Origin of the sequence: Roseateles sp. SL47 (genome assembly GCF_026625885.1) — a bacterium.
In the GTDB taxonomy this organism is placed as follows: domain Bacteria; phylum Pseudomonadota; class Gammaproteobacteria; order Burkholderiales; family Burkholderiaceae_C; genus Roseateles.
Genome location: NZ_CP113068.1, coordinates 4,516,468 through 4,539,001 on the forward strand (window position 1 = coordinate 4,516,468; position 22,534 = coordinate 4,539,001).

General features: G+C 65.0%; 21 protein-coding genes. 12 read left to right on the forward strand and 9 right to left on the reverse strand.

Going from position 1 to position 22,534, the window contains the following annotated elements; all coding sequences use genetic code 11:
* Positions 1-7 precede the first annotated feature (7 nt).
* From OU995_RS19555 to OU995_RS19575, 5 genes are read left to right on the forward strand one after another with little or no spacing between them, the layout of a single operon-like run.
* Entirely contained in the window at positions 8-1,033 is a 1,026-nt protein-coding gene (locus OU995_RS19555; RefSeq protein WP_267831717.1) for a TorF family putative porin, read from the forward strand.
* Entirely contained in the window at positions 1,033-2,637 is a 1,605-nt protein-coding gene (locus tag OU995_RS19560) for a xylulokinase (RefSeq protein WP_267831718.1), read from the forward strand. Before OU995_RS19555 ends, OU995_RS19560 begins: the two co-directional genes overlap by 1 nt.
* The gene (locus OU995_RS19565; protein WP_267831719.1) at positions 2,634-3,287 is read left to right on the forward strand and encodes a class II aldolase/adducin family protein; all 654 of its coding nucleotides are present in this window, start codon (positions 2,634-2,636) and stop codon (positions 3,285-3,287) included. Before OU995_RS19560 ends, OU995_RS19565 begins: the two co-directional genes overlap by 4 nt.
* On the forward strand, positions 3,284-4,870 hold the full coding sequence (locus OU995_RS19570; protein WP_267831720.1) for an aspartate aminotransferase family protein: 1,587 nt from the start codon (positions 3,284-3,286) through the stop codon (positions 4,868-4,870). Before OU995_RS19565 ends, OU995_RS19570 begins: the two co-directional genes overlap by 4 nt.
* Positions 4,871-4,884: 14 nt before the next feature.
* Positions 4,885-5,520, forward strand: coding sequence for a hypothetical protein (locus tag OU995_RS19575; protein ID WP_267831721.1), 636 nt, complete (start codon positions 4,885-4,887; stop codon positions 5,518-5,520).
* A 307-nt stretch (positions 5,521-5,827) separates the two neighbouring features.
* On the opposite strand, the gene OU995_RS19580 is transcribed toward OU995_RS19575, so the two are convergent.
* A complete protein-coding gene (locus OU995_RS19580; protein ID WP_267831722.1) occupies positions 5,828-6,217 on the reverse strand; it encodes a hypothetical protein in 390 nt (129 codons plus the stop codon).
* Positions 6,214-6,774 (reverse strand): hypothetical protein, encoded by a 561-nt coding sequence (locus OU995_RS19585; protein ID WP_267831724.1) that lies wholly within the window; start codon positions 6,772-6,774, stop codon positions 6,214-6,216. Before OU995_RS19585 ends, OU995_RS19580 begins: the two co-directional genes overlap by 4 nt.
* On the opposite strand from OU995_RS19585, the gene OU995_RS19590 reads away from it, so the two are divergent.
* Both OU995_RS19590 and OU995_RS19595 read left to right on the forward strand, forming a co-directional pair.
* The gene (locus OU995_RS19590) at positions 6,775-7,014 is read left to right on the forward strand and encodes a hypothetical protein (RefSeq protein ID WP_267831725.1); all 240 of its coding nucleotides are present in this window, start codon (positions 6,775-6,777) and stop codon (positions 7,012-7,014) included. It abuts the gene before it with no gap.
* Positions 7,015-7,791: 777 nt separating this feature from the next.
* Positions 7,792-8,157, forward strand: coding sequence for a hypothetical protein (locus tag OU995_RS19595; RefSeq protein WP_267831726.1), 366 nt, complete (start codon positions 7,792-7,794; stop codon positions 8,155-8,157).
* Positions 8,158-8,384: 227 nt separating this feature from the next.
* On the opposite strand, the gene OU995_RS19600 is transcribed toward OU995_RS19595, so the two are convergent.
* Positions 8,385-9,560 carry an MFS transporter gene (locus OU995_RS19600; RefSeq protein ID WP_267831728.1) on the reverse strand — a complete coding sequence of 392 codons (1,176 nt, stop codon included), beginning with the start codon at positions 9,558-9,560 and terminating at the stop codon, positions 8,385-8,387.
* Positions 9,561-9,980: 420 nt separating this feature from the next.
* Between OU995_RS19600 and OU995_RS19605 the strand changes: the two genes are divergently transcribed.
* Positions 9,981-11,021, forward strand: a complete 1,041-nt coding sequence (locus OU995_RS19605; RefSeq protein WP_267831729.1) for a glycosyl hydrolase — start codon at positions 9,981-9,983, stop codon at positions 11,019-11,021.
* A 58-nt stretch (positions 11,022-11,079) separates the two neighbouring features.
* Complete coding sequence (locus tag OU995_RS19610) at positions 11,080-11,709, forward strand: DUF4142 domain-containing protein (protein ID WP_267831730.1); 630 nt, start codon at positions 11,080-11,082, stop codon at positions 11,707-11,709.
* A gap of 32 nt (positions 11,710-11,741) precedes the next feature.
* Here OU995_RS19610 and OU995_RS19615 read toward each other — a convergent pair whose 3' ends face one another.
* Positions 11,742-12,230, reverse strand: coding sequence for a hypothetical protein (locus OU995_RS19615; protein WP_267831731.1), 489 nt, complete (start codon positions 12,228-12,230; stop codon positions 11,742-11,744).
* Between the two features lie 248 nt (positions 12,231-12,478).
* On the opposite strand from OU995_RS19615, the gene OU995_RS19620 reads away from it, so the two are divergent.
* Complete coding sequence (locus OU995_RS19620) at positions 12,479-13,345, forward strand: Crp/Fnr family transcriptional regulator (protein ID WP_267831732.1); 867 nt, start codon at positions 12,479-12,481, stop codon at positions 13,343-13,345.
* A gap of 55 nt (positions 13,346-13,400) precedes the next feature.
* On the opposite strand, the gene OU995_RS19625 is transcribed toward OU995_RS19620, so the two are convergent.
* The 4 genes from OU995_RS19625 to OU995_RS19640 are packed head-to-tail and all read right to left on the reverse strand — an operon-like array spanning position 13,401 to position 18,720.
* Positions 13,401-15,497: a PAS domain S-box protein gene (locus OU995_RS19625; protein ID WP_267831733.1), complete on the reverse strand. Its 2,097-nt coding sequence runs from the start codon at positions 15,495-15,497 to the stop codon at positions 13,401-13,403.
* Positions 15,494-16,318 carry a winged helix-turn-helix domain-containing protein gene (locus OU995_RS19630; protein ID WP_267831735.1) on the reverse strand — a complete coding sequence of 275 codons (825 nt, stop codon included), beginning with the start codon at positions 16,316-16,318 and terminating at the stop codon, positions 15,494-15,496. Before OU995_RS19630 ends, OU995_RS19625 begins: the two co-directional genes overlap by 4 nt.
* Before the next feature lie 20 nt (positions 16,319-16,338).
* Entirely contained in the window at positions 16,339-17,994 is a 1,656-nt protein-coding gene (locus OU995_RS19635; protein WP_267831736.1) for a hybrid sensor histidine kinase/response regulator, read from the reverse strand.
* Between the two features lie 9 nt (positions 17,995-18,003).
* Positions 18,004-18,720: an MEDS domain-containing protein gene (locus tag OU995_RS19640; RefSeq protein ID WP_267831737.1), complete on the reverse strand. Its 717-nt coding sequence runs from the start codon at positions 18,718-18,720 to the stop codon at positions 18,004-18,006.
* 105 nt (positions 18,721-18,825) lie between these two features.
* On the opposite strand from OU995_RS19640, the gene OU995_RS19645 reads away from it, so the two are divergent.
* Positions 18,826-19,056, forward strand: a complete 231-nt coding sequence (locus OU995_RS19645; protein ID WP_267831739.1) for a DUF2789 domain-containing protein — start codon at positions 18,826-18,828, stop codon at positions 19,054-19,056.
* 105 nt (positions 19,057-19,161) lie between these two features.
* Entirely contained in the window at positions 19,162-21,252 is a 2,091-nt protein-coding gene (locus OU995_RS19650) for a sensor histidine kinase (protein ID WP_267831740.1), read from the forward strand.
* Here the strand turns inward: OU995_RS19650 and OU995_RS19655 are convergent.
* A complete protein-coding gene (locus tag OU995_RS19655; RefSeq protein WP_267831741.1) occupies positions 21,240-22,523 on the reverse strand; it encodes a hypothetical protein in 1,284 nt (427 codons plus the stop codon). The two genes, OU995_RS19650 and OU995_RS19655, sit on opposite strands and share 13 nt — an antisense overlap.
* Positions 22,524-22,534: the final 11 nt, after the last annotated feature.

The window sequence follows — 22,534 nt, forward strand, 5'->3', positions numbered from 1 at the left end:
GTCGCCCATGATGCTCCCACTCAGCTGCCGCCGTGCGCTCCAAGGCCTTGACCTGCGCTTGCGTCCGCAATCGCGTTCCGCGCCGTCTTCGAACGCTTTGCCGCCTTTCCCAGGCGCCCCGCGCTGCCATCATGCCTATGCCCATGCCCATGCCCAGCGCAGCGCCATGCCCCTTGGCCTGCTGCTACTGGCCATGCTGCCGGCCACCACTGCATGGGCGGACACCACCGGCACCGCCACCATGGCGGTGGACACCGAGGTCAAGGTGTTGTCCGACCTGCGCAACCGGGGCATTTCCGACTCCGGACGCAAACCCTCGCTGCAACTGAACCTGCAGTTGGCGCATGAAAGCGGCCTCATCGCCCTGGCCCAGCTCTCGACCGTCAGCGACAAGGCCTTCACCGATTCCGACGGTGTGAACCTGCTGCTGGGCACCGGCTACCGCTGGGGCGATCCGGACAGCTGGCATTTCGGTGTGGGGCTGGCGAAGGAGTTCTTCCCCGGCGCGCGATTTGACGCGCCCCACGGCATTGACCTGGACGCCGGCGCGCCGGTGGACTTCCGCCGCACCCGGTACGACACCGCTTATGCGGTGCTGGAACTGGGCTGGGGCAAGCTGGAGGGCCGCATTCTCAACGTCATCTCCCGCACCTACCGGGGGGCCGACACCGGGGGCGTGTGCGGGCAGATCCTGGCGGCGGCGGTGGACCCGACACCGGCCATCGAGTGCTACCTGCGCGGCGACAAGAATTCGCGCGGCAGCCTGTTGTATGACGTGAGCTACAAATACGATCTCACGCCCACCACCACGCTCAACCTGCATGCCGGCACCCAGCGCATCCGGCACTTCAAGGAGGCGGACTTCAGCGACTACAGCGTCGGTGTGACCCATCAACGCTGGGGCATGAGCTTCACCGCCGAATGGGTAACCACGCGAACGCATCGGCCGGAGCTGTTCATGATCCCGGACGGCAGCGGCTGGAAGCGCCAGGACGACGACCGGCTCGTGGTGTCGGTGGGCTACAAGTTCTGATGGCCGATTCCACCTTCGCCCCGCTGGTGCTGGCGGTGGATCTGGGCACCTCCGGCTGCAAATGCGCCTTGGTGACGCTGCACGGCGAAGTGCAAGGCTGGGCCTTCCGGCCGGTGGCCCTGCATGTGCAGGGCGTCCAGGCCGAGCAGGACCCGTTGGACTGGTGGCAGGCCCTGCTGGGCGCTGCGGACGAACTGCTGGCCGCCAATGCCGACCTGCGCCACCGCGTGGTGGCGGTGTGCTGCTCCACCCAGACCGAGGTCACGGTCTGCCTCGGAAACGATGGGCTGCCCATCGGCCGCGCGTTCAGCTGGCTGGATGCCCGCGGGGCCGAAGCCATTGCGCGACGCACGCGTGGCCGCTGGCTCAACATCGAAGGCTACGGCCCGCTCAAGCTGCTGCGCTGGCTGCGCTTGACCGGTGGTGCGCCGTCCGCCACGGGCCGGGACGCCGCCGGCCACATGGCCTATGTGCGCGACCACATGCCCGACGTGTATGAGCGCACCCATCGCTTTCTGAATGCGCTGGACTATCTGAACTTCCGGCTCTGCGGCCGGCTGTGTGCCACGCAGGACTCCATCCTCACCAGTTGGGTCACCGACAACCGGGATCCGGCCCATGTGCGTTACGACGCCAGCCTGATCCGCCTGCTGGGGCTGGACGCGGAGAAACTGCCGGAGATCGTGCAGTCCACCGATGTACTGGGGCCGCTGCTGCCGGACGTGGCCCAGCGGCTGGGGCTTTCGCCCGACACGCCGGTGGTGGCCGGTGCGGTGGACACGTCCGCCGTGGCCGTCAGCGCCGCCGTCAGCGACTTCGAGACGCATCTCTACCTGGGCACATCGTCCTGGCTGGGCGCCCACGTCCCCACCATGCGTACCGACGTGCGCCACAAGATCGCGGCGGTGCCCTGCGCCGTCCGCCATCGTTATCTGGCCCTGGCGCTGCAATCCACCGCTGGGGCCAATCTCTCCTTCCTGCGGGACCGCATCCTGTTCCATCCCGACGAACTCGCCAGTGACGAAGAGCACCCGGCCGTCTACGAGGTGCTCAACCGGATTGCCGCCCGCGTGCCGCCCGGCTCGCGAGGACTGATCTACACCCCCTGGCTGTTTGGGGAACGCACGCCGGTGGATGACCCGCTGCTGAGGGCCGGCCTGATCAATTTGTCGCTGGAGCATTCACGCGAGGACATCTTCCGGGCCTTCCTCGAAGGCGTGGCCTTGAACACACGCTGGATGATGGAGCCGTTTGCCCGCCTGCTGGGACGTTCAACCGGCACGATGGCGGCCGTGGGGGGCGGCGCGCAGAGCGATGTGTGGTGCCAGATCCTGGCGGACGTCACCGGTCAGCCCATCCGTCAACTGGCGCAGCCCATCCAGGCCAATGCCATCGGCGCGGCCTTCCTGGCCGCCATCGGCATCGGGCAACTGAAGTTGGAGGACCTGCCCGAACTGCGCCGCACCCGTCGCCTCTACGAACCTGCCGCCGCGCTGAGCCGTCTTTACGCCGACAAGTTTGAAACGTTCAAGGAGATCCGCTACCGATTGGCCCCGCTCTACCACCGGCTCAATCGCGTGGCACCCGTGGGGGTCTCCGCATGATGCACGCGGCGACACGGCAGGCGGTGGTGGCGTTGTGCCGGCGGCTGTCCGAGCGCGGCTACTTTGCCGGGACGGGGGGCAATCTCATGCTGCGCATTGATGCGTCGCTGGTGGCGGTCACGCCGTCCGCCACCGACTATCTGCTGATGGAACCGCAAGACGTGTGCCTGCTGCGCCTGGCGGACCTGCAGGTGGTGGAAGGGGACCGGGCGCCTTCGGTGGAAACCGGCCTCCATGCCCACGTCATGCGGTCGCGTCCGGAGGTGGGCTGCACCATTCACACCCATCAGCCACTGGCCAGCGCCTGCGCATTGATCGGGGAAGCGCTGCCTGTGCCCGAGGCCCTTTTTGAGCTGCTGGGCCAGGAAGTTCCGGTGGTGGGCTATGCTCCCTCGGGCACATCGTGGCTCGCAGGCAAACTCGCTGCGGCCATCCGCCCGGGGCGGCACGCCTGGTTGTTGCGCAACCATGGCATCGTCTGCTGCGGGCGGGACAGCACGGCGGCACTGGCGGCCGTGGAGCAGCTGGAAACCCTGGCGCGCACGCATCTGGCAGCGCGCATCGAACAGCACATGCAGCATCAGCCCGAGCAGCGCGCACGTCTCGGGGCGGTCCAAGCGCTGCTGACGAAGTGGAAGGAATCGGCATGATTGAAACGACGCCTCAGGCACCCACGTTGAACGGCCGCCCCGCAGGGACGCCCTTGCAGGTGCCACAGACCGGCCCCATGAGCCCTGTGAGCCCCTTGGGCACCGAGGGGCCCACCGCCCCCACCGACGCCCCCCACCACCACCGCTTTGCCGTCTCCGAATGGCCGGACACCCACGCCCTCTATGAGCGCCTGGCCGCCCTGGTCAATCAGCCGATGCGCCCCATCCGGCCCGACGCCATGCCCAAGGTGCTGCGCTGGTTCGACGAGCACTGCGCCGGCTCCAAGGCCTTGGCTGAGCGGGCCAGGCAGGTCATCCCCGGCGGGGTGCAGCACAACCTGGCGTTCAACCATCCGTTCCCCTTGGCCTTCTCCCAGGCCAACGGTGCCTGGCTGACCGACATCGACGGCAACCGCTACATCGATTTCCTGCAGGCGGGCGGTCCCACGCTGTTGGGCAGCAATCCGGCGGCGGTGCGGGAGCCGGTGCAGGCGCTGCTCCACGACTGCGGCCCGGTGACGGGTCTGCTGCATGAATACGAGGTCAAGCTGGCGGAACTGGTGTGCCGGCACATGCCCGGCGTGGAGATGATGCGCATGCTGGGCTCCGGCACCGAGGCGGTGATGGGCGCGGTGCGGCTGGCCCGCGCGCACACCCGCAAACGCTGGGTGATCAAGATTGGCGGGGCCTATCACGGCTGGAGTGATCAGTTGGTGTATGGGATGCGCCTGCCCAAGACCGGCCGCATGGAGGCCACCGGCATCCCACGCGGCGCCACCGGCAACACGCAGGAATGCCTGCCCAACGATCCGGAAGCGCTGCGCCGGCTGCTGCGCTGGAATCGCCTGCGCGGCGGCACGGCTGCGGTGATGGTGGAGCCGTTCGGCCCGGAGAGCGGCACCCGCCCGGTCCACAAGGAATTCAATGCCCAGGTAAGAGCGCTGTGTGATGAGTTCGGCGCGCTGCTGATCTTTGACGAGGTGGTCACCGGATTCCGCGCCGGCATGGGGGGCGCGCAGGCGTACTTCGGTGTGACCCCCGACCTGACCGTGCTGGGCAAATGCCTCACCGGCGGGTATCCGATGTCGGGCGCCATCGGCGGTCGCAAGGACATCATGATGTCGCTGGTGGGCGGCATCGGCACCACCTCGCGGCGTGCGTTTGTGGGGGGCACCTTGTCGGCCAACCCGCTGAGCTGCGTAGCCGGATATCACGCCCTGCTGGAGACCGAACGCACCCAGGCGCCCGTGGTCGCCGGCCGCGCCGGGGACCGGTTGCGCCAAGGGCTGGACGAGATCATCCAGCGGCGGGGCCTCCCCTATGTGGCCTACAACCTGGGCTCCATCGTCCACCTGCAAACCTCCGGTGTGCTGCTGCTGGACACCAGCAGCCTGCTGAAGTTGTTGCGGGTGAAAAACGAGGCCAAGCGGCGCAAGCACATGATGGAGGAAATGGGCGCGGCCTTCACCGCACACGGGCTGATCTCGGTGGCGGGCAGCCGGCTCTACACCAGCCTGGCCGATACGGACGAGATCATCGATGAGGCGCTTAATCGCTTCGACGATGTGTTCGCCTTGGTGTGACGGCGGACGCCACCATGTTGGATCAGTGGTTTGCCCTGCGTCTTCGGCTGGTGAGCCGTGGTCTGATGCCGCAGCCGACGGACAGCCTCTCGCTGCGCCTGCCGGCGGAGGGTGCCATGCTGTGGGGCACCGTGGGCGACGCACAGCCGCAGCGCGTGCCCCTGTCTGATCCGGGGGCGGCGATTCTTGAGCCGTCTTGTCACGGCTCGGTTCACCGAACGGTCTATGGCTGCCGGGACGATGTCTGCGCCGTGCTGTGGGGGGGCGGCCCATTCGGGCGGCAGTTGCAGGCCTTTGGCGGACAGATGCCAGCGGTCTTCGATGAACAGATCCGCCAGTTGGGACGCATGGGCGCGGCCACCCGCGAGGTGGCGGCGTTGCCGCGCAGCCTGGCCCAGGGCGGCAATGTGGTGCTGCACGACGGACAGGTGTTGACCCTGGGCATGACGGCCACCCGACTGGCCTTGAATGCGGAGCTGTTCGAGAAGTGCGCCAAGGCCTATGTGCCCGCCGTGGCCACCGGCGCGAGGGTCCACGCGCTGCCGTGGCTGGTGCGGTACGTGGCCAATGAGCGGCTGATGAAGGAAGAAGCGCGGGCCCGTATTCAGGTGCGCAGCGGCGCGGTGCCGCAGGAGACACGGGGTTATTAACGAAGGACGCTGGCCCCCTCTGTCAGGATAGATGTCATCATCATTCCCCGCGGCCAGGGGGCGATCGGCTGGTTCACCCTGTTTGCCATCCTGACCATCACGGTGCTGTTCCGCGTCAGCGGCTGGACCGTGCGACTCATCAAAGGAGCGTCGGAGCGGAATACCTCAATATCAAGATCCCCCGCGCCTTTAATGAATACATCTTTGTGCGTTATGCGCAATGTCCCGCTGATGTATCTATTTGATCGAATCCACTTGGTTTCGGTGTTTCGGATAAGCGGGGGTTTAATTGTGCCGGTTCGAAGATCTAATACTGTCTTTCGAGTGGCGGGACCATAAGCGTTCTGCAGCCCGGGTGGTTCCAAAAAAAAATTCCGAAATTGATGTCGCTAATTTGATATGGAGCTGTTAGCTGCTCCCGAGTTGCCGACACCCGCACGGAAGCCAAACCACGCTTACCAATAACAAGAAAAGTCAGAATGGAACAACTTCTTCCTCCGCCCGCCTCCGTTCCTTCATAAGAGATCAGAACGGCGGTCTTTACATTCCCTACTCTTTCGTTTATCGACGAAGACCTATCTAGTGACGCTCTGGCAAGTGCGTAGGCGTCCGATACCAATGTCACGGCGATCAAACTGCCGATCCAGATCAGAGCAGCAAGAACAAAAAGTAAAGAATAGAGCTTGGTTTTTTTCATCTTGTTAACTCCGAGGTAGCTCGTGGCTCAAGGGCCTTCTTTATTGGTTCCACGACATTTTCTTTGGCGTCAACTATGCTCTTGTTGATTTGGTCAACCGCTTTTGCCAAGACTTCCTTGAAATTGAAATAGCCACTAACTTCCATACCTCCGCTGATGCTCAACTCAGCTCCATGCCGACGATTCATGGGAAACTCAGTGGCAAGGCCACCAACGTTCGTCTTTGCACCAAAATCATATCCACCTGTTATTTTTGCGCCGGCAGAAAAAGGTCCAAGAATGCCCCCCACCTTTCCGTACGAATTTACAATCACGCCTGCTGTCGCACGCGCAGTGTCACCAGCTGAGACACTTGATGCAGTGCCATTTTCGTCGATACGTGGATCCAGGCTCACACCCGCGCCGATGCCCATTCCCATGGTCCAAGTGACCGCAACTTCGGAGATCAGGCCGCCCGCGGGCACAAAGGCGCGGTCAACGCCCATGGCCTGAGCAACCGGCGCATCGCCCTGGCGCAGGCTGAGCTGGGCGAGTACTGCCGCAAGAAGGGTCTGCATGTGGAGCAGATTGCCCAGTGGCGTACGGCCTGCATGCAGGCCATCTCTGCTGGCGGCGAGCGCGCCAATGCGATTACGCTGGCCGAAGAGCGGCGGCGCAATCGGGAGTTGGAGCGGGAGTTACGGCGCAAGGAGAAGGCGCTAGCGGAGGCTGCGGCACTGCTGGTACTTTCAAAAAAAACTCGAGGCGTTTCAGAACAGAAGAGACGAGGACGCATGACTGCGTATCTGGAACGCTAGGAGCTCGTCGAGATGATCAAGCAAGCGCACAGTGCTGGAGCTGGTTTGTGCGCGGCCTGCATCGAAGCGGGGATATCGCTGCGTGCGGACCAACTTCGCCGCCCGCATATGTTGGATTTCTTAATGCGGGTGCGTCGTCGACAAAGGCGGATGTTATAAATGCCGCAAAGGGAACAGCCGCTGATCTTCAGCGCGAAACCGCTGCGACGATCGGCAATGCCGTCAAGGTTGCTGTCGGCAACGCGATACCCGATTTGGTCAACGGCGGTGCGTCTTGGCTAGAAAGGATCTTCCACACATCGGATGGCGCCCTCGGGAGGATGAGCCCCTGGGTTGATGTCCGAAACGAAGTCGCGCAAGAGGCGGCCGGTGATCTTCGCGCCATAGTGGCTACATTTGCCCCTGGCGGCGTGGCGACCCGATTTGGTCGTTTGGCCGGCGATGCCGCAAAGGGTGGTCTGCAAGTGACCGAGAAGGGTTCGGCCCGAGTCGAAAGCCATCTTGACGCAGTGTTGAAGCACGAAGGGCTTCCTGCGTCCTTCCAAGTGGGTTAGCGAGGAATGTTAGCCCGCCTGCGTAGCGAGGAGCGGAGTGCGCAAGACGTTGAGTTTTATTTGCACGAACTCAAAGCGTCAGCAGCTTTCCGGCGGTCGGGCGATCTCAGTTCGGCACATCGAGACGCACTGCAGTGGCGTGGTGTCACTGAGAGGGATCTTTTCCACATCGATGTGATTAAAGCAAACCTGAGTGCTTTTAACTCTAGCTGGTTGAAATGAGATGAGCCTTGCACATGTTCGGTTGACGAAGATTCACGAATCGAATGACTGCGTGGCCTATTTCGTCGATACACCTGATTTCTCCGGTGGGCAACAGTGGGAAAAGCTCGGTGAGCTTGTAATTCAGCGGCGAGGAGGCGGCTACCGATTTGAGATGTCGGATCTGGCGAAAAGGCATCACGTGTTGCCACCTGAGGTTTGTTCTCTTGATGAGCTGGAGAGGCTTGCCGTGATCAACGAAATATATCCAGGTTTTGGATGGGGGGCATGGTCAATGCGTATTCATGCCTGGGCACAACAATTGGCGGCTGGGGGCGTTTTCCCTAGTAGCTTCCCGGATTTGTATCCAGGCAGGCAGGAAGGCTAAGAAAAAGGCCCTGGGCTTGCGACCAGGGCCAAATGGTTGTCCGCCCGCAGAGGGAGAAGGACGGACCATGCGAGAGAGAAGCATGAACAGCGAAGCTCGAGTTCCGCTGTCAGAATCAACTCTACGCAGGTCAGGGGCAGTGGGCACGTCGCATTCGGCGGATGCAGGCCGCTATCTTCTCCGTATCCTGATGAAGGGTTTTAACCTACAAGACACGCACGCAGGATTCAGGATGCGTTCGCGGCCTTCAGCGCCCGAGGGGCCGCCACCGCCATGAAGAGCGCAAAGGCCACCACACAGCCCAGCCCGACCGTCAGTGAACTGTGCTCGGCCACCAGGCCGATCAGCGGAGGGCCGGCCATCATCCCTAGGTAGCCCACGGCCGACACGGCGGCAATGCCATGGGCAGGCGCAACTCCAGGAATTCTGGATGCCGCGCTGAACAGCACCGGCACCACATTCGACAGCCCCAACCCGACCAGCGCAAAGCCGATGAGGCCCGCCGGGGCTGCCCGGACCAACAGCGCGAGCGACATGCCCAGCGCTGCCAGCAACCCGCTGAAGATCAGCAGCCGGATCGGCGCGACGCGGGCACGCACCCAGTCCCCGGCAAAACGCCCCATGGCCATGGCCAGACTGAAGCTGGCATAACCCAGCGCCGCCAGGCTGCTGTTGCTATGGCGCTCCTGCTTCAGGAACAGCACACTCCAGTCATACATGGCGCCCTCGGCAATCAGGCCCAGTGCGGCCAACGTACCAATCAGCGCCAGCGGGCCGCGCGGCAGGCTCAGCGGATGCGCATCTCCGGCATTCCCTGCCATCGGCAGCATGGCCCCGCAGGCCGCCCAGACCATCAGCAGCGCCAACGCGGCGGCCAAGGTCAGATGAAGTTGCGCGCCGACGCCCCAGGCCGGCAGCAGGCTGCCCGCGCCGGCCCCCACCATGCCGCCCAGGCTGAACATGGCGTGAAAGCCGCTCATCAGGGGGCGAGCCGCGCGGTGCTCGATCTCGCTGGCTTCGGCGTTGATGGACACATCAAAGAGGCTGGCAGTGCCACCGAACAGCACCATCGTGATCAACAGGCCGGCGTAGGCCGGCGTCATCAGCAGGCTGGCGACGGCGGCGCAGAGCAGCAGGCCCATCAGCGCCGCCACCAGGCGGGGTCCGAAGCGCCCCACCACGCGACCGGCATGCGCAAGCGCAACAACTGCCCCGATGCCGGAGGCCAGCATGGCCAGCGCCAGGGACTGTTCACCCAGTCCGTAATGCGCCTTGACCGTTGGCACATGCACGCCCCACGTAGCGAAGAGCGCGCCGGACACAAAGAACTGGGTGCGAAGGGCCCAGGCGGCGGCCGTGAGGGAGGCGAGTGTTGCGGTCGGGGACAGCGGGGAAGCGGACATGAAGCCTTGGGCGGTGAAAGCGGAGCTTGGGCATTGTCACGCTTCCACGTTCTCCGATAGTTCCGGCAGCCTGGGCCCAGTACCGACCAGGTACCGACCAGGTACCGAGCAAGTACCGAGCAGGCACCGACCAAGTCCCGGCCCCCCCGCGTGACGTTCTGCAAGACCCATGCCGTGCCGCCCGCTGGCGCCGTCCGCCCGTCGAGCGAGGACCGCCCAAAGACGACGCTTCCTGTCAGTCCTCCCCCTCGATCTGTCCGATTTTTGCGGCCCGAAAAAGTCACTCTTTTAGAGGGGTGTCAGCAAGATTAACAAACTGTTTCTGCGTCATTCGCCCCTTCGTCAAGACCGCCATACTCCGGCCCGCATGGCCTGCCCCACGATCCTGGGACAGCGTTGTTTGCCCCCAGGTAGCTCCGAATGAACAGTTCCAAGACTCCGCCTCGTGCCCTGATCGCCCCCCTGCCCCCGACAGGCCCCGAAGCCACCATCAACAACCGTCGCCGCTCGCTGGTCGCGGCCGCTGGTGCGGCCTTCCTGACCGCCTGCGGCGGGGGCAGCGGCGGAAGTGGCGGCAGTGACACCACGCCGGCCGCGCCGGGCCCCTCCCCGTCACCATCGCCTTCGCCGGCACCTTCGCCGTCCCCCTCTCCGGCGCCGGCCCCCTCCCCCACGCCAGCGCCGGCCCCTGTGCCCAAGCGCGGCATTGCCTACGATCTGAAGGACGCCGCCGACTTCACCGCCCTCAGCGGCCCGGTAGGCTGGTGGTACAACTGGGCGCTGCAGCCAACGTCCACCGTTCAGGCCAATCCGTCCATCGCGCAGTCCATGAGCCATGTGCCCATGCTGTGGAACGGCAACTTCGACACGGCGCAGGTCGTGGCCGCCCTGAAGGCCCGTCCGACGGTCAAGCATCTGCTGGTGCTCAACGAACCCAACCTGGTGGACCAGGCCAACCTGACGCCCGCGCAGGCGGCCGCACTGTGGCCGCGTTATGAAGAGGTCGCAGCGCAGACCGGCTTGCAGATCATCGGCCCGGCGATCACCTGGGGCACGATGAGCGGCTACAGCGACCCCGTGGTCTGGCTGGACGCGTTCTATGCGGCCTACCGCGCCAACAATGGCGGCCGAGATCCGCAAATCGATGCCCTGGCCTTCCACTGGTATGACTACGGCCTGGGCGCTCAGCTCGATCGGCTGAAGAAGTACGGCAAGCCGTTCTGGGTGACGGAAATGGCCAACTGGCACAGCCAGAACGATGGTGCACAAATCGACACCGCCGCGAAGCAGCAGGCGCAGATGGCGGACATGGTCGCCACCTGCGAATCGCGCACCGACGTGGTCCGTTATGCCTGGTTCACCGGCCGCTGGGACAACGATGTGCACTACACCAGCCTGCTGGCCGGCTCAGGGGTGCTGACCGCACTGGGCACCAGCTACCGGCAGCAACCCACGGCTTGATCGGCAGGAATCCAGATTGCTGGAATGGGAGTCCATTCCTACAAGTACGGAGTTCCCCATGAATGACGTCGTTTCTGCCCGCGCACGCCGGTCTTCGCCGATGGCCCGATGGGGCCGGGTCGCCCTGGCCGCTGCCGCGATTGGTCTGATCGCCAGCGTCCAGGCGCCGGTGGCATCGGCGCAGGCGGTGGTGCCGGGCGCCTTCTCGGCCCCCGCTGGCAAGCTCAGCCACAAGGATTCGGCATTCCTGAAGCAAGCGGCCGAGAACGGCCACGCTGAAGTGGAAAACAGCAAGCTGGCCTTGCAGAAGTCCGGCAATGCGGAAGTGAAGTCTTTCGCTCAACAGATGGTGGATGACCACACCAAAGCCGGCCAGGAACTGGCGGCACTGGCTGCCGCCAAGGGCGTGGATCTGCCCAAGGACCCGTCGGTCATGCAAAAGGGCAAGATGAAAATGCTCAGCGCCCGCGACGGCACCAGCTTTGACCGCCACTATGCGGAATCGGTGGGTGTGGAAGCGCACCGCGACACGGTGAAGCTGTTCGAAAAGGCGTCCCGCGAAGCCGATAACGCCGATGTCAAGGCCTTTGCCACAAAGACGCTGCCGACCTTGCAGCACCATTTGCAAGCCGCCGAAGCGCTGCAGAGGGCCACCCACGCGGCGGATGGCAAGAAGGCAAAGCAGTAAACCGCCGTGGCGACGATCCTCCGCGCACCGCTCTAGAGCGCACTCAGCAAGGCCTGCCGCACCCGCGTCAGGCCTTGTTCCCATCCCGGCGTGCCCGGCTCGGGCGCTGGTGCGCCCCCTTCCTCCAGTGCGCATGCCCCCAGATTGGCCAGCACCGGCACCGCCACCTGCTCCGCAATCCGCCGAACCGCCCCGGGCGGCAGATCCTGGCATTCAATGACGTCATAAAGGCGGGACAACATCCGCACCAGTCGGTCCTGCTGGGCGCCCCACGCATCCACCACGTCCGTCGCATGCAACACGGCCACCTGGGCCCCCAGGCTCTCCGCCGCTTCAATGAACAAGGCCGCAGCCGGCGCCTGCGGCGCCTTGCAAATCAGGCCGATGCGACGCCCGGCCAATGCATCCCGTGCCGGTGTCGGGCCTTCGGACGGGTGCGCATTGGCACCGGGCGAAGGCAGCGCCGCGCTCCCGGAAGACGGGCGCTGCGGTTCTCGATCGGACGGGGGGGCATGGAGCATAGCGAGCGTTGTGGTACTTCTTCGACGTGACGCACAGCCTACGTGCCCCCCAACCGGCAATAGTTGATTCTTGTCAATCAACCCACTCCTTGAAGGGAGTACAGAACAAAACGATTCTCAGGAGCCTGCAAAAACGTCAGACCGTTACCGTCGGTTCACTCAGTGTTACCCAGCGATGTTGTCGATTGCCACGCCAGTTGCGGCGGCTTTTTAGCATTCGTGTCAACACCTCAACGACCGAAACGATCATGTCCGAAGCAGCCCAACTCCTCCAGCACGACCGCTCTCATCAAATTCCGCAGCGCGAGCGCCTGTCTGCTTTTACCTCCCGCCCGGTGGCCGGCCGCCCCAGCGCGATGATGGACGACGCTTCGGACCTGCACGACAGCTTCACACCCTTCCAGGGCTTCCAGTCCCTGCAGGACCCGCAGCAACGCATGCTGGAAATGATGCGCACGGTGCGTGAGCTGGTTCAACCCGCTTCCAAGGTCGTGCGTCCCGGCGACGTGCTCTATCACTCCGGCCTGCCCTTCAACACCGTCTTCCTGATCAACTCCGGCGCCTACAAGCTGGTCAGCCGCAGCCTGGATGGCCGCGAGCAGATCGTCAGCCTGAAGTTCCGCGGCGACTGGTTGGGTTTCAGCGGCATTGCCCATGGCCGCCACGCCTGTGATGCCGTCGCCATGGATACCGGCAACGTCTCCATCATTCCTTACGCCACGCTGCTGGAGGGCTGCGTCCGCCATCCCGAACTGATGGCCGTGGTGCACGAAGCCATGAGCACGGAGATCCGCCGCGAGCGTGAGTCGCTGATGTCGGTCTGTACGCTCGCTTCGCAAGCGCGCGTGGCGGAATTCCTCTGCGCCTGGGCCCGCAGCATGGCCCAGCGTGGCCTGCGTGCGGATGAACTCACGCTGCGCATGACCCGTGCCGATCTGGGCAACTACCTGGGCATGACGCTGGAAACGGTCAGCCGCTGCCTGTCCCGCCTGAACCGGGAACAACTGATCCGCTTTGGTGAGCGCGGCCGCCGCCAGATCAGCATTCCGGACCTGGCACGGCTGGAAAAGTATGTGATCAGCGGCTCCTCCGCCCGCACGGCTCGCCTGCAGTAATCTCGGGGTGCCCGGGCACTGGGGCCCGGGTCCTGGGGCCTGCACCCGGAGGCGCTCAGTCCCGCAGTACGCGGGCGAGCGCCTCGGCCAGTTCGGCCCGGTTGTAAGGCTTGGGCAGCAGCGGCCAGGACCAATCCGACGATCCCTGCAGCAGATCGGCCGAGAAGCCGGAGGTCAGCAGCAGGCGAATCTCCGGCCAGGTGTCCCTCACCTGCCGCGCCAGCTCCGTGCCCCGCATGCCTGCCCCCAGGGCCACATCACTCAGCACACAAGCCGGCAAGGGCTCATCCCGTTCCCGCAGCTCCTGCAACCAGGCCACGGCTTCTTCGCCGCTGGCACACGCCGTGACGCCGCAGCCCAGGTCCTTCAGGAACCGTCGGGCGACCAGCCGCACTTCGGCATCATCTTCCACCAGCAACACCCGGGTGCCCGGCGCGATATCGCTCGCGGCGGGCAGATCGGCGCGCGCTTCCAGCGCTTCCACGGGCGGCTGCGGCAGCACGATGCTGAGCACCGTGCCACGGCCGGTCTCGCTGTCAATCAACACCGTCCCCTGCGACTGGCGGGCAAACCCATAGACCGTGCTCAGGCCCAGGCCGGTGCCCCGCCCCGCCTGTTTGGTGGTGAAGAAGGGTTCAAAGGCCCGTTCCTTCACCGCCTCCGGCATGCCGGTGCCGGTATCGCTGATGGCGATGCGCACGTAACCCGGCCCCTCGGCTGTCGGGTTCAGTTCGAGTTGCTCCCGCAATTCCGGCGTCAGAGTCGTCATCAGGGCAGCCGCAAAGACCAGATCGCCACCGTCCGGCATCGCATCGCGGGCATTGATGGCAATGTTGAGCACCGCCGATTCCAGCTGGCTCGCATCCGCCAGCACGTCCGGGCAGTTGGCCGCGACATCGACATGGATGCGGATGCGCTGGTCCAGGGTGCGGCGGAGCATGTCGGCCAGCGACCGCAGCAACGCCTCCACATCCACGGCGGTCGGCTGCAGCACCTGCCGGCGGGAAAACGCCAGCAACTTGCCGGTGAGGTCCGCCCCCCGGCGCGACGCGCGGGTGGCCGCCGCCACCAATTGGGGCGCCAACGCGTCGTCGGTCACGGCCGGCAGGTCCGCCAGCACTTGCAGGTTGCCCTGGATGACGGTCAGCAGGTTGTTGAAGTCGTGGGCAATCCCGCCCGTCAGTTGCCCGACCGCCTCCAGGCGTTGCGAATGGCTCAGCGCTTCTTCGGTCTGTGCCCGCTGCAGGCAGGTACCCAGCAGATTGGCCACCGATTCCATGAAACGCAGTTCGGCATCACCAAAGCGCCGGTCCAGCCCGGACCAGACGGTCAGCGCCCCCACCACTTTGCCGCGGTCCGACACCGGGACGGACAGCAGTGACAGCCGGCCCAGCCGCAAGGCTTGTTCCACCGGGAACCGGTGCTCATGGCGCAGGTCTTCCACCATCAGCGCTTGCGATCCGGTCAGTACAAGTCCTTCCGGTGAGTCGGCGCGCCATGCCGTGCTGGCCCCCAGCACTTCATCCGCCCCCAGACCCACACCCCCGGCCAGGCGCAACAGCGTGCGGCCTGGATCCAGCAGATACAGCATGGCGGTACGCAACTCCAGGGCTTCTGCCGCGATCGCGGGGGCTTGACCCAGAATTTCCTGCGGATCCCGCGAATCAACCGCCAGCTTGCCCAGTTGGGCCAGATGCTCACTGCAACGGGCGCGCTGCAGGGCCTGACGCACCCGGGGGTATTCTCCAATGCCACGCACCGAGGCCATGACATAGGGGAGCCCATGGGACTGCAGCGGGCTGAGGGCGATTTCCACCATCACCTCGGTGCCGTCCTTGCGTTTGGCCACCAACTCCATCTGGGTGCCCATGGGCCGGGCGCGCGGGGCGTGACCGTAACGCTCCCGGAATTCGGCATGGCGCGGCCGGATGCTGTCTGGCACCAGCGCTTCAATGTGCAGCCCGTTCAGCGCGCCGGACTCATAGCCCAGCAGCCGCTCGGCCGACGGACTGGCCAGCAGAATCGCCCCCTGCGCATCCACCAGCAAAATCCCGTCCGGGGAGGCCACGAACAGGGAACGGAACACCGTCGTTGCATCAATGCCGGGAGGCAGAGGGGCTGCAGCGAGCGCGTCGGAGAGAGATCCACTCATGGCTGTCCACGCGAGGTGGTGACGCGGGGGACAAACAGATAACCGGCCCCCCGAATGGATTTGATCCACCTGCTGTCATTGGGGTCGGTGCCAAGCTTGCGCCGCAAACGCCCCACCTGCACGTCGATCGTGCGGTCAAAGGGCGAAGATTCGCGGCCGCGTGTGCGTTCCAGCAGGAAATCCCGTGACAGAACCCGGCCCGGATGCTGGGCAAACGTCAGCAGCAGGTCGAATTCCCCGGTGGTCAACATCACTTCACCACCGTTCGGATCATTCAGACGGCGGGCCGCGATATCCAGGGACCAGCCTTCGAAGTGCAGCAGATCCCGGTCGACCGCGTCTTCCGCCGGTGTCGGGACCCCCGTCGTGGTGGACGTCGCCACAGCCGCCGGCCCCTGTGCCGGCTCGGCCTGCAAGCGCCTCAGTACCGCCTTGACCCGGGCCACCAGCTCACGCAGGTCAAACGGCTTGGTGACATAGTCGTCCGCACCAATTTCCAGACCCACCACCTTGTCCACGGCATCCCCACGCCCGGTGACGATCACCAGACCGCAGCGCCAATGCTCCCGCAACTGCCGGGCGATGGCAAAACCATCTTCTCCGGGCAGGCCCAGATCCAGCAGCACCAGTTGCGGCGGGTCATTGGCCATCAGCTCCATCAAGGCCCGGCCGCTGTGCAATTGAGTCGTCCGGAAGCCATGCGTGCCGAGATAGCCCGACAGCAGCAGCGTGATGTCGGGCTCATCGTCGAGAACGGCGATGTGTGTCGGCGTCGGAACACCGGTCGAAGGGGAGACGTGAAAGGAGCCAGTCAAGGACATGAGCGCAGGTGCGCAGAAGTTCAGAGGGATTCTAGGGGGGACGGGCGGAGGGTCAGGCGCTCCAGCGTCTGGATCAGCCGCTCCAGGTCGATGGGCTTGACCATGTGTTCATCAAATCCGCTGGACAGGGCCTTCTCCCGATCGGAGGACTGCCCGTAGCCGGTCAGCGCGATCAGCCAGGGGGCCCGGTCGCCCATGTGGGTGCGAATCTGGGCGGCCAGTTCATAACCGTCGATCACCGGCATGCCGATGTCCAGCACCGCCACATCAAAGTGCTGACGGCTCAGCAGCCCCGCCACTTCCTGCGGCAAGGTGGTGATCGCCACCTCGTACCCGCTGTAGCGCAGGGCCATGCCCAGGGTTTCAGCGGCATCCCGGTTGTCGTCCACCACCAGAATGCGGGCCGGCAGGCCCGGGCTCAGACGGAGACCGGTTTCCGAAGCGGTGGCAGTGCCGCTGGAGGACCGCCGCACGGCCGGCAGCCGCAGTTGGAACCGGGCCCCCTGCCCCACGCCGTCACTGAAGGCCTGGACCTGCCCACCATGCAGGTCCACCAATTGCTTGACGATGGCCAGACCGATGCCCAGGCCGCCCTTGGCCCGGTCCAGGGTGGTGGCCCCTTGTTCAAACAATTCAAAGATGCGGGGCAGCAACTCCCGGTCAATGCCGACCCCGTTGTCGCTGACCTCAATCACCACCTGGTCGGCCCCCAAGCGGTCCGGCACATCCGCCACGTCCGCCCGAATGCTGACCTGGCCATGGGCCGGCGTGTATTTGGCCGCATTGCTGAGCAGGTTCACCAGCACCTGGCGCAGGCGGCCCGGGTCGCCCATCAACTGCACGTCGGGCGGAACCGCAAAGTGGGTGTGAAGCACCTGCTGGCGCTCTTCCAGCAAAGGGCTCACCCCTTCGATGGCATCCGTCAGCAAGGCTTCGACCACCACCGGCTCGTGGATCAACTCCACCTTGCCACGGGTGATCCGGGTAATGTCCAAGAGATCGTCCACCAGCTTGGACAGATGCCCGACCTGACGTTCGATGATCTGGTGCTCGCGGCCGAGGCCGTCATTGCGCAGCTTGATCAGATGCAAAGCGGTGGAAATCGGCGCCAGCGGGTTGCGCAGCTCATGGCCGAGCATGGCCAGGAACTCGTCCTTGGCCCGGGCGGCACGCTCGCGCTCCTGATCCAGCCGGGCCGCATGCAGGCCGGTCCCGGCCAGGGTGGCTGCGGCGCGCATGAAGGCACTCTGGTGCATGGACGGAAAGTCTGCACGCGACGAACCAAACCACAGGCCACCAAATCGGCCCGCCGGGCCCAGGTGCAGCCGCACCACCCGCAGCGTGCCCAAAGGCGAGCCCAGCCCCACCGGTTCTTCCGGCCCCTCGTCGATGCGCAGGCAGGAGCGGATGAAATCATCCCAGGCCGCTTCGGCCTCCACCCGCACCCCGCCCACATACAGCAAGGTGGTCGGCTCCACGCCGGGCGCCAGCGGCGCCCGGACCAGGCAGACGGCCGTGCTGACGATGCTGTTGACCGCCTCCGTGGTCAGTTGCAGCACGGTGGACGCATCCCGCCCCACCCAGAGCGCCGGCAGCGCCAGCAACCCCATCAGATCCCTCAGGGCCTCATCCGCCGCAGACGCCGGACGGCCCGTCTCAACACGCTGTTCCCACATGTTTATCCATCACATCAACGCAAGCCGCACCGGCGGATGTGGCTCGTCGGCCAGCTTGTCCCGGCGGGCGGCCAGCTCTCGCAGCATCTGGGCCGGCGGGGTGTAGAACGGGTTTTCGCGCAGCGCCCCGCCGATGAGGGTCAGCGGATGGGTGCGCAGCAGGTCCATCATCATCGCCCCGTCCAGGGTGGCAATGTCATACACGCAGATGGCGGGCTGCTGGTGGCGGGTCAGCACCTCATTCACTTCCGCTTCATAAGCGATCACCTCGGTGCGGTCCACGGTCGGTTTGACGATCCAGTCCATCTGGCCCATCACCCGCACCCGGGCGGACCCAGGCGCACTGGCTTCCCGCGTGACCTGGTCCACCAGCGTGAGCATGCGTTGACGGTCAAAGCGGCCCGCATCGTCCAGATACGCATGATGCCAGGGCATCAGGACCAGTTGGCCGCAGGCTTCGCAGCCCGGCACGTCCATGCCCCCGGCGGTGAGATGCGCCCGGTGGGCCGACATGGAGCGCTCATCCAGGATGTGCAGGTTGCGTTCCCCCTGCAAGACCGCATCCCGGTAGAAAGGACCCAGCACCTGATGCTCTTCCTCGCGGCTGTTGAAAAAAGCGCAGACATGGAAATGGCGCAGGCGGCTGCCGGCCAATCTGAGGCGAGCCTCGTCCCCCGCGTCACTGGCGGGCGGTACGGGCTGTCGCTGATCCTGGCCTGTTGTCATCGTCACTCCATGGGAGACCCGGGCATGATGTTAGCCTTGAGACAAGGCCCCTCGTGCGAGAGGTGCAGCACCCTCTTCAAAGAACTGACAGACCGGGAGTCTTGCATGGAACCAAGTGTCCATCCCTTTGCCGAACTTTTTGACCAGCTGGGTCTGCCTTCGTCCGAAGGCGACATTCGCAACTTCATCGATCAGCACCGGCCGCTGGCCAATGAGGTCAAGATTACCGAAGCGCCCTTCTGGACGCCTTCTCAGGCCCGCCTGCTCAAGGACCTGCTGCTGGAAGATGCAGACTGGGCGGAAGTGGTCGATCAGCTCAACCTGGCTTTGCATTGATGGGGTGAGCCCCTCGCGCTGCGCGCGGGGGAGGCCGCCGACCCACGGCGGCAAGGCCCCCGCCCACGCGAGGGCGGGGGGTGCTCAGAATGTCCGGGAGGTGTCATGTCGACGGTTCCCTCTTTCAACCAGATGCCGCCGGAGGCGCAAGCGGCCCTGGACCGATTCTGGTGGGCGCCCCTGCTGGCGGCCAGCGCCCTGCTGGTCTTCATCGGCCTGATGTTGTGGAACATCACGGTGCAGTTGTCAGCCATCCGTACCATCCCGAAAGCCGAGCGCTATGAACTCCGCACCGTCCCGCCGGACGATCCGGCAGCCCTGCGGTTCAACGGCCCCCTGCTGGACAGCAGCACGGACACCCCGCTGCCCATCGTCGACCATCAGCAAGGGCCTGCCACCCTGCGCAAGGCCCGGTTGCTGATCGACCTCCAGCCGTTTCTGGATCCGACGGACAGCTACAACGAGCAGTTGGAGGGCGACCGCGAAATCAACCTCCGGGGGCCCAACAAGGCGATTCTCATCAGCCAGTCGGTCCACGGTGTGGATGTGTATTTGAATGGAGTCTGGCTGGATGGCTTCCCCCGCTCCACGGCCGACGACCGCTTCATGTGGTTTCGCCCCATCATGGTGCCGCTGCCAGCCAAGCTGCTACGCGCCAACGGGCCCAACCATCTGGTCATCGACTACACCAGCTGGGAACCTCATCTGACCTTTTCCCCCATTTATGTCGGCAATGTAGGCAACGTGGCCTTCATCACCGAGGTGCTGGACTTTGTCGGCGGCTCGCTGGCGAATGCGTCCAAAGCGTTCTGCCTGCTGGCCGGTCTGTTCATGCTGGGGGTGTGGGTGGTCAACCGCAGCGACACCACCTTCGGCCTGGTCGGCTCGGTGGCCATGTTCTGGTTCATTGTCTACACACTGTCGCTCTGGGTGCACTTACCGCCGTCCTGGCGTGACGCGTGGTTATGGGGCTTTTACGCGTGCACCGGCGCCTTGAATGCGCTGACCATCATCTTTGTGCTGCGCTTCATTAACGAACCCCTGACCCGACCCATGGCGGGGCTGGTCGCGTTGTCGTCGTCGGTCGCGGCGGTGGTGTCGCCGTTTCTGGGCAGCGAAGGCGAAGTCCACCTGGCCCATGTCTGGATCTGGCTGATGCTGCCGCCCCAGGCCTGGGCGTTGTGGCGCCTGTTGCGGTACGTACGACGTACGCGCCACCGACCGGCGATGGTGCTGCTGGTGCTGCTCGGTCTGGCCGCTCTGCTGATCTTCCACGATTTCCATGTGATGGCCCATCAGATCGGCCCACTGAGTGACGCCGCCCCCGGCTCCTTGCTGCGCCTGGTGGGCACACCGATGTACCTGACGCACCTGGCCTTGCCGCCTCTGCTGATCGTGATGGCACGGGTGCATTTGCTGAAGTATGGGGAAAGCACCCAACGGGTACGGGAGGCCAACCGCATCCTGGCGGACAGCTTGCGCAGGCGGGAGCTGGAGCTCGCCCTGGCTTATGACCGGCAGAGCGATCTCGAACGGCGTGAAGCGGCCCAGGAGGAACGGGACCGGCTCTACCGCGAGTTGCACGATGGGATCGGTTCCAGGCTGGTCACCACCTTGTTCAGCGTGCGCGACGGCCACGTGAACCCCGCGCAGCTGGAGCAAAGCCTGATGGAGCTGCTGCAGGGGGTGCGGGCCCTGGTGTCCAACAGCCCGCACCGGGAGGAACGGGAGTTCCAGAACATCCTGTTTGATTACTGTGTCAACCTGGATTCCCTGCTCAGTGGCAAGAACTTCCAACTGGAATACGACATCCCCTCCGGCCAGGAATTCGTGATGCTGGACGATGCCGCCAGAGACCTGTTGCGGGTGGTGGAAGAAACCGTGGCCAACACCCTGAAGTATGCCAATGCGTCCCGAGTGCGCATCGAGATGGAGCAGACCGACACGCAATTGACGCTCTGCATCAGCGACAACGGCCACTCCGCCTTGTCGCCTCAACTCCCGCAACGCCCAGCGTTCGGGACCTCCACCGGCATGGGCCAGGCCCACATGCGCGAGCGGATGGAGAGCCTGGGGGGACGTTATGAGTTTCAGCTCAACGAAAACGGAGCCACCACCTGGGCTGTCTTGCCGCTGGTTCAGCCCGGGGCCCCCTCCGGTGGACCAGGGGCCCCTGACGTCGATCAGGCCGGATAGCGCAAGGTCTTGAGATAGTGGGTGGGGCTGCTCAAACGCTTGAGGAACACCCAGACGGAGTCCTGCAGCGCCTCGGCATCGTCCGCATGACAACGGCTGCGCAGGGACCGCCGATAGGTCTCCACCTGGTCTCTCACCGAGTGGACCCAGTGCACGTGGTGGTCATGGCAGGCGGTGCGGCTCAGGATCTCCAGCCATGCCGCCAACACACCGGACGGCAGCGACTGAAGCAGCGCCGCCAGCGAACCGGGTTCCGGGCATCGCACCACGCCATACAGCCGATGCAGGAGTTGCAAGCGCATGACCAGCGCGGGATCCGAGGCCAGCGGCACCGCCACCGCTTCCATCGATACCCGGCTGGCCACCAGCGACCTGGCGCGTTGCAGCGCAAGTCGATCACAACCGGGAAGCGCTGGCACCACCAAGTCCATCGGAGGGCTGATGAAGGGTCCCTGCAATTGAGTCACCGCCAGCAGTTCCAGCCGCTGATAGCCCATCATGGACTGAACACCGCTGCCAATCACCTCCAGGCCGTCCGCATCGGCTCGCGCCACCAGGGCGTTGAGCCGCTCCGGCGGGGTGCCTTCCAGGTTGAGGCGGACAGACTCGGCGTAGGGCGCCAACAGCCAGCGGGGGTCGTGTTCACTGGTGATGCCGTCAATGCTGAAGCGCACACCGGACGCTCGCAACTGAGCCACACGCATCAAGACATTGGTATTGATGGGCAGATCCGGCTTCAGCAGGATCGCTCCGATGCCGGCCGTGACCGCTTCGGCCACCGAAGATCGCAAAGCGGTCTCGCCCATGGGCACGAAGAGCCGCCCGACCGGCAGGCTGTTGGCGGCATAAGCATCCAGCAGCGCATTGGCCAGCGATCCACTCACATGGTCCAGCGCCTGTCCGTCGGTGGACGGCTGGTGCATGCTGTCCAGGCGGAACAACAGGTCGCGCCCCTGCACCCGGCCATGGTCATCGGCGATGTCGTGCAGGGCAAAGCGGCGGTCGGCGCTGCGGGAGATGGGACGGCCTGTTCGAGCTTGCGGGGACGGGGTGGGGAATGTCGCTACGGCAGGTTCGACCTGAACCTGCGGGTCGTTGCCGGCCGGCGTGAGCCGCAGGACGGCAACTGGGCTGGCCGCGCCGCCCGGACGCGCGGCGGGCATCAGCGTCGAGGTGGCGAGTGAGGCGGAAGCCGAAGCGGGGGTGGGGGTGGCGTTGCCGTTGGAACGCTTCGGGGCAGATGTCAAAGGGGTGCGGATTTCGCTGAACATGAGAAGCTCCT

Bases quoted from the DNA above. Each gene is read 5' to 3' on its own strand.
- OU995_RS19595 (WP_267831726.1), top strand. From the start codon at position 7,792: ATGAGCCTTGCACATGTTCGGTTGACGAAGATTCACGAATCGAATGAC.
- OU995_RS19640 (WP_267831737.1), bottom strand. From the start codon at position 18,720: ATGACAACAGGCCAGGATCAGCGACAGCCCGTACCGCCCGCCAGTGAC.
- OU995_RS19625 (WP_267831733.1), bottom strand. From the start codon at position 15,497: ATGAGTGGATCTCTCTCCGACGCGCTCGCTGCAGCCCCTCTGCCTCCC.
- OU995_RS19635 (WP_267831736.1), bottom strand. From the start codon at position 17,994: ATGTGGGAACAGCGTGTTGAGACGGGCCGTCCGGCGTCTGCGGCGGAT.
- OU995_RS19630 (WP_267831735.1), bottom strand. From the start codon at position 16,318: ATGTCCTTGACTGGCTCCTTTCACGTCTCCCCTTCGACCGGTGTTCCG.
- OU995_RS19560 (WP_267831718.1), top strand. From the start codon at position 1,033: ATGGCCGATTCCACCTTCGCCCCGCTGGTGCTGGCGGTGGATCTGGGC.
- OU995_RS19645 (WP_267831739.1), top strand. From the start codon at position 18,826: ATGGAACCAAGTGTCCATCCCTTTGCCGAACTTTTTGACCAGCTGGGT.
- OU995_RS19585 (WP_267831724.1), bottom strand. From the start codon at position 6,774: ATGCAGACCCTTCTTGCGGCAGTACTCGCCCAGCTCAGCCTGCGCCAG.
- OU995_RS19575 (WP_267831721.1), top strand. From the start codon at position 4,885: ATGTTGGATCAGTGGTTTGCCCTGCGTCTTCGGCTGGTGAGCCGTGGT.
- OU995_RS19655 (WP_267831741.1), bottom strand. From the start codon at position 22,523: ATGTTCAGCGAAATCCGCACCCCTTTGACATCTGCCCCGAAGCGTTCC.
- OU995_RS19565 (WP_267831719.1), top strand. From the start codon at position 2,634: ATGATGCACGCGGCGACACGGCAGGCGGTGGTGGCGTTGTGCCGGCGG.
- OU995_RS19615 (WP_267831731.1), bottom strand. From the start codon at position 12,230: ATGCTCCATGCCCCCCCGTCCGATCGAGAACCGCAGCGCCCGTCTTCC.
- OU995_RS19620 (WP_267831732.1), top strand. From the start codon at position 12,479: ATGTCCGAAGCAGCCCAACTCCTCCAGCACGACCGCTCTCATCAAATT.
- OU995_RS19570 (WP_267831720.1), top strand. From the start codon at position 3,284: ATGATTGAAACGACGCCTCAGGCACCCACGTTGAACGGCCGCCCCGCA.
- OU995_RS19650 (WP_267831740.1), top strand. From the start codon at position 19,162: ATGTCGACGGTTCCCTCTTTCAACCAGATGCCGCCGGAGGCGCAAGCG.
- OU995_RS19580 (WP_267831722.1), bottom strand. From the start codon at position 6,217: ATGAAAAAAACCAAGCTCTATTCTTTACTTTTTGTTCTTGCTGCTCTG.
- OU995_RS19610 (WP_267831730.1), top strand. From the start codon at position 11,080: ATGAATGACGTCGTTTCTGCCCGCGCACGCCGGTCTTCGCCGATGGCC.
- OU995_RS19600 (WP_267831728.1), bottom strand. From the start codon at position 9,560: ATGTCCGCTTCCCCGCTGTCCCCGACCGCAACACTCGCCTCCCTCACG.
- OU995_RS19555 (WP_267831717.1), top strand. From the start codon at position 8: ATGATGCTCCCACTCAGCTGCCGCCGTGCGCTCCAAGGCCTTGACCTG.
- OU995_RS19605 (WP_267831729.1), top strand. From the start codon at position 9,981: ATGAACAGTTCCAAGACTCCGCCTCGTGCCCTGATCGCCCCCCTGCCC.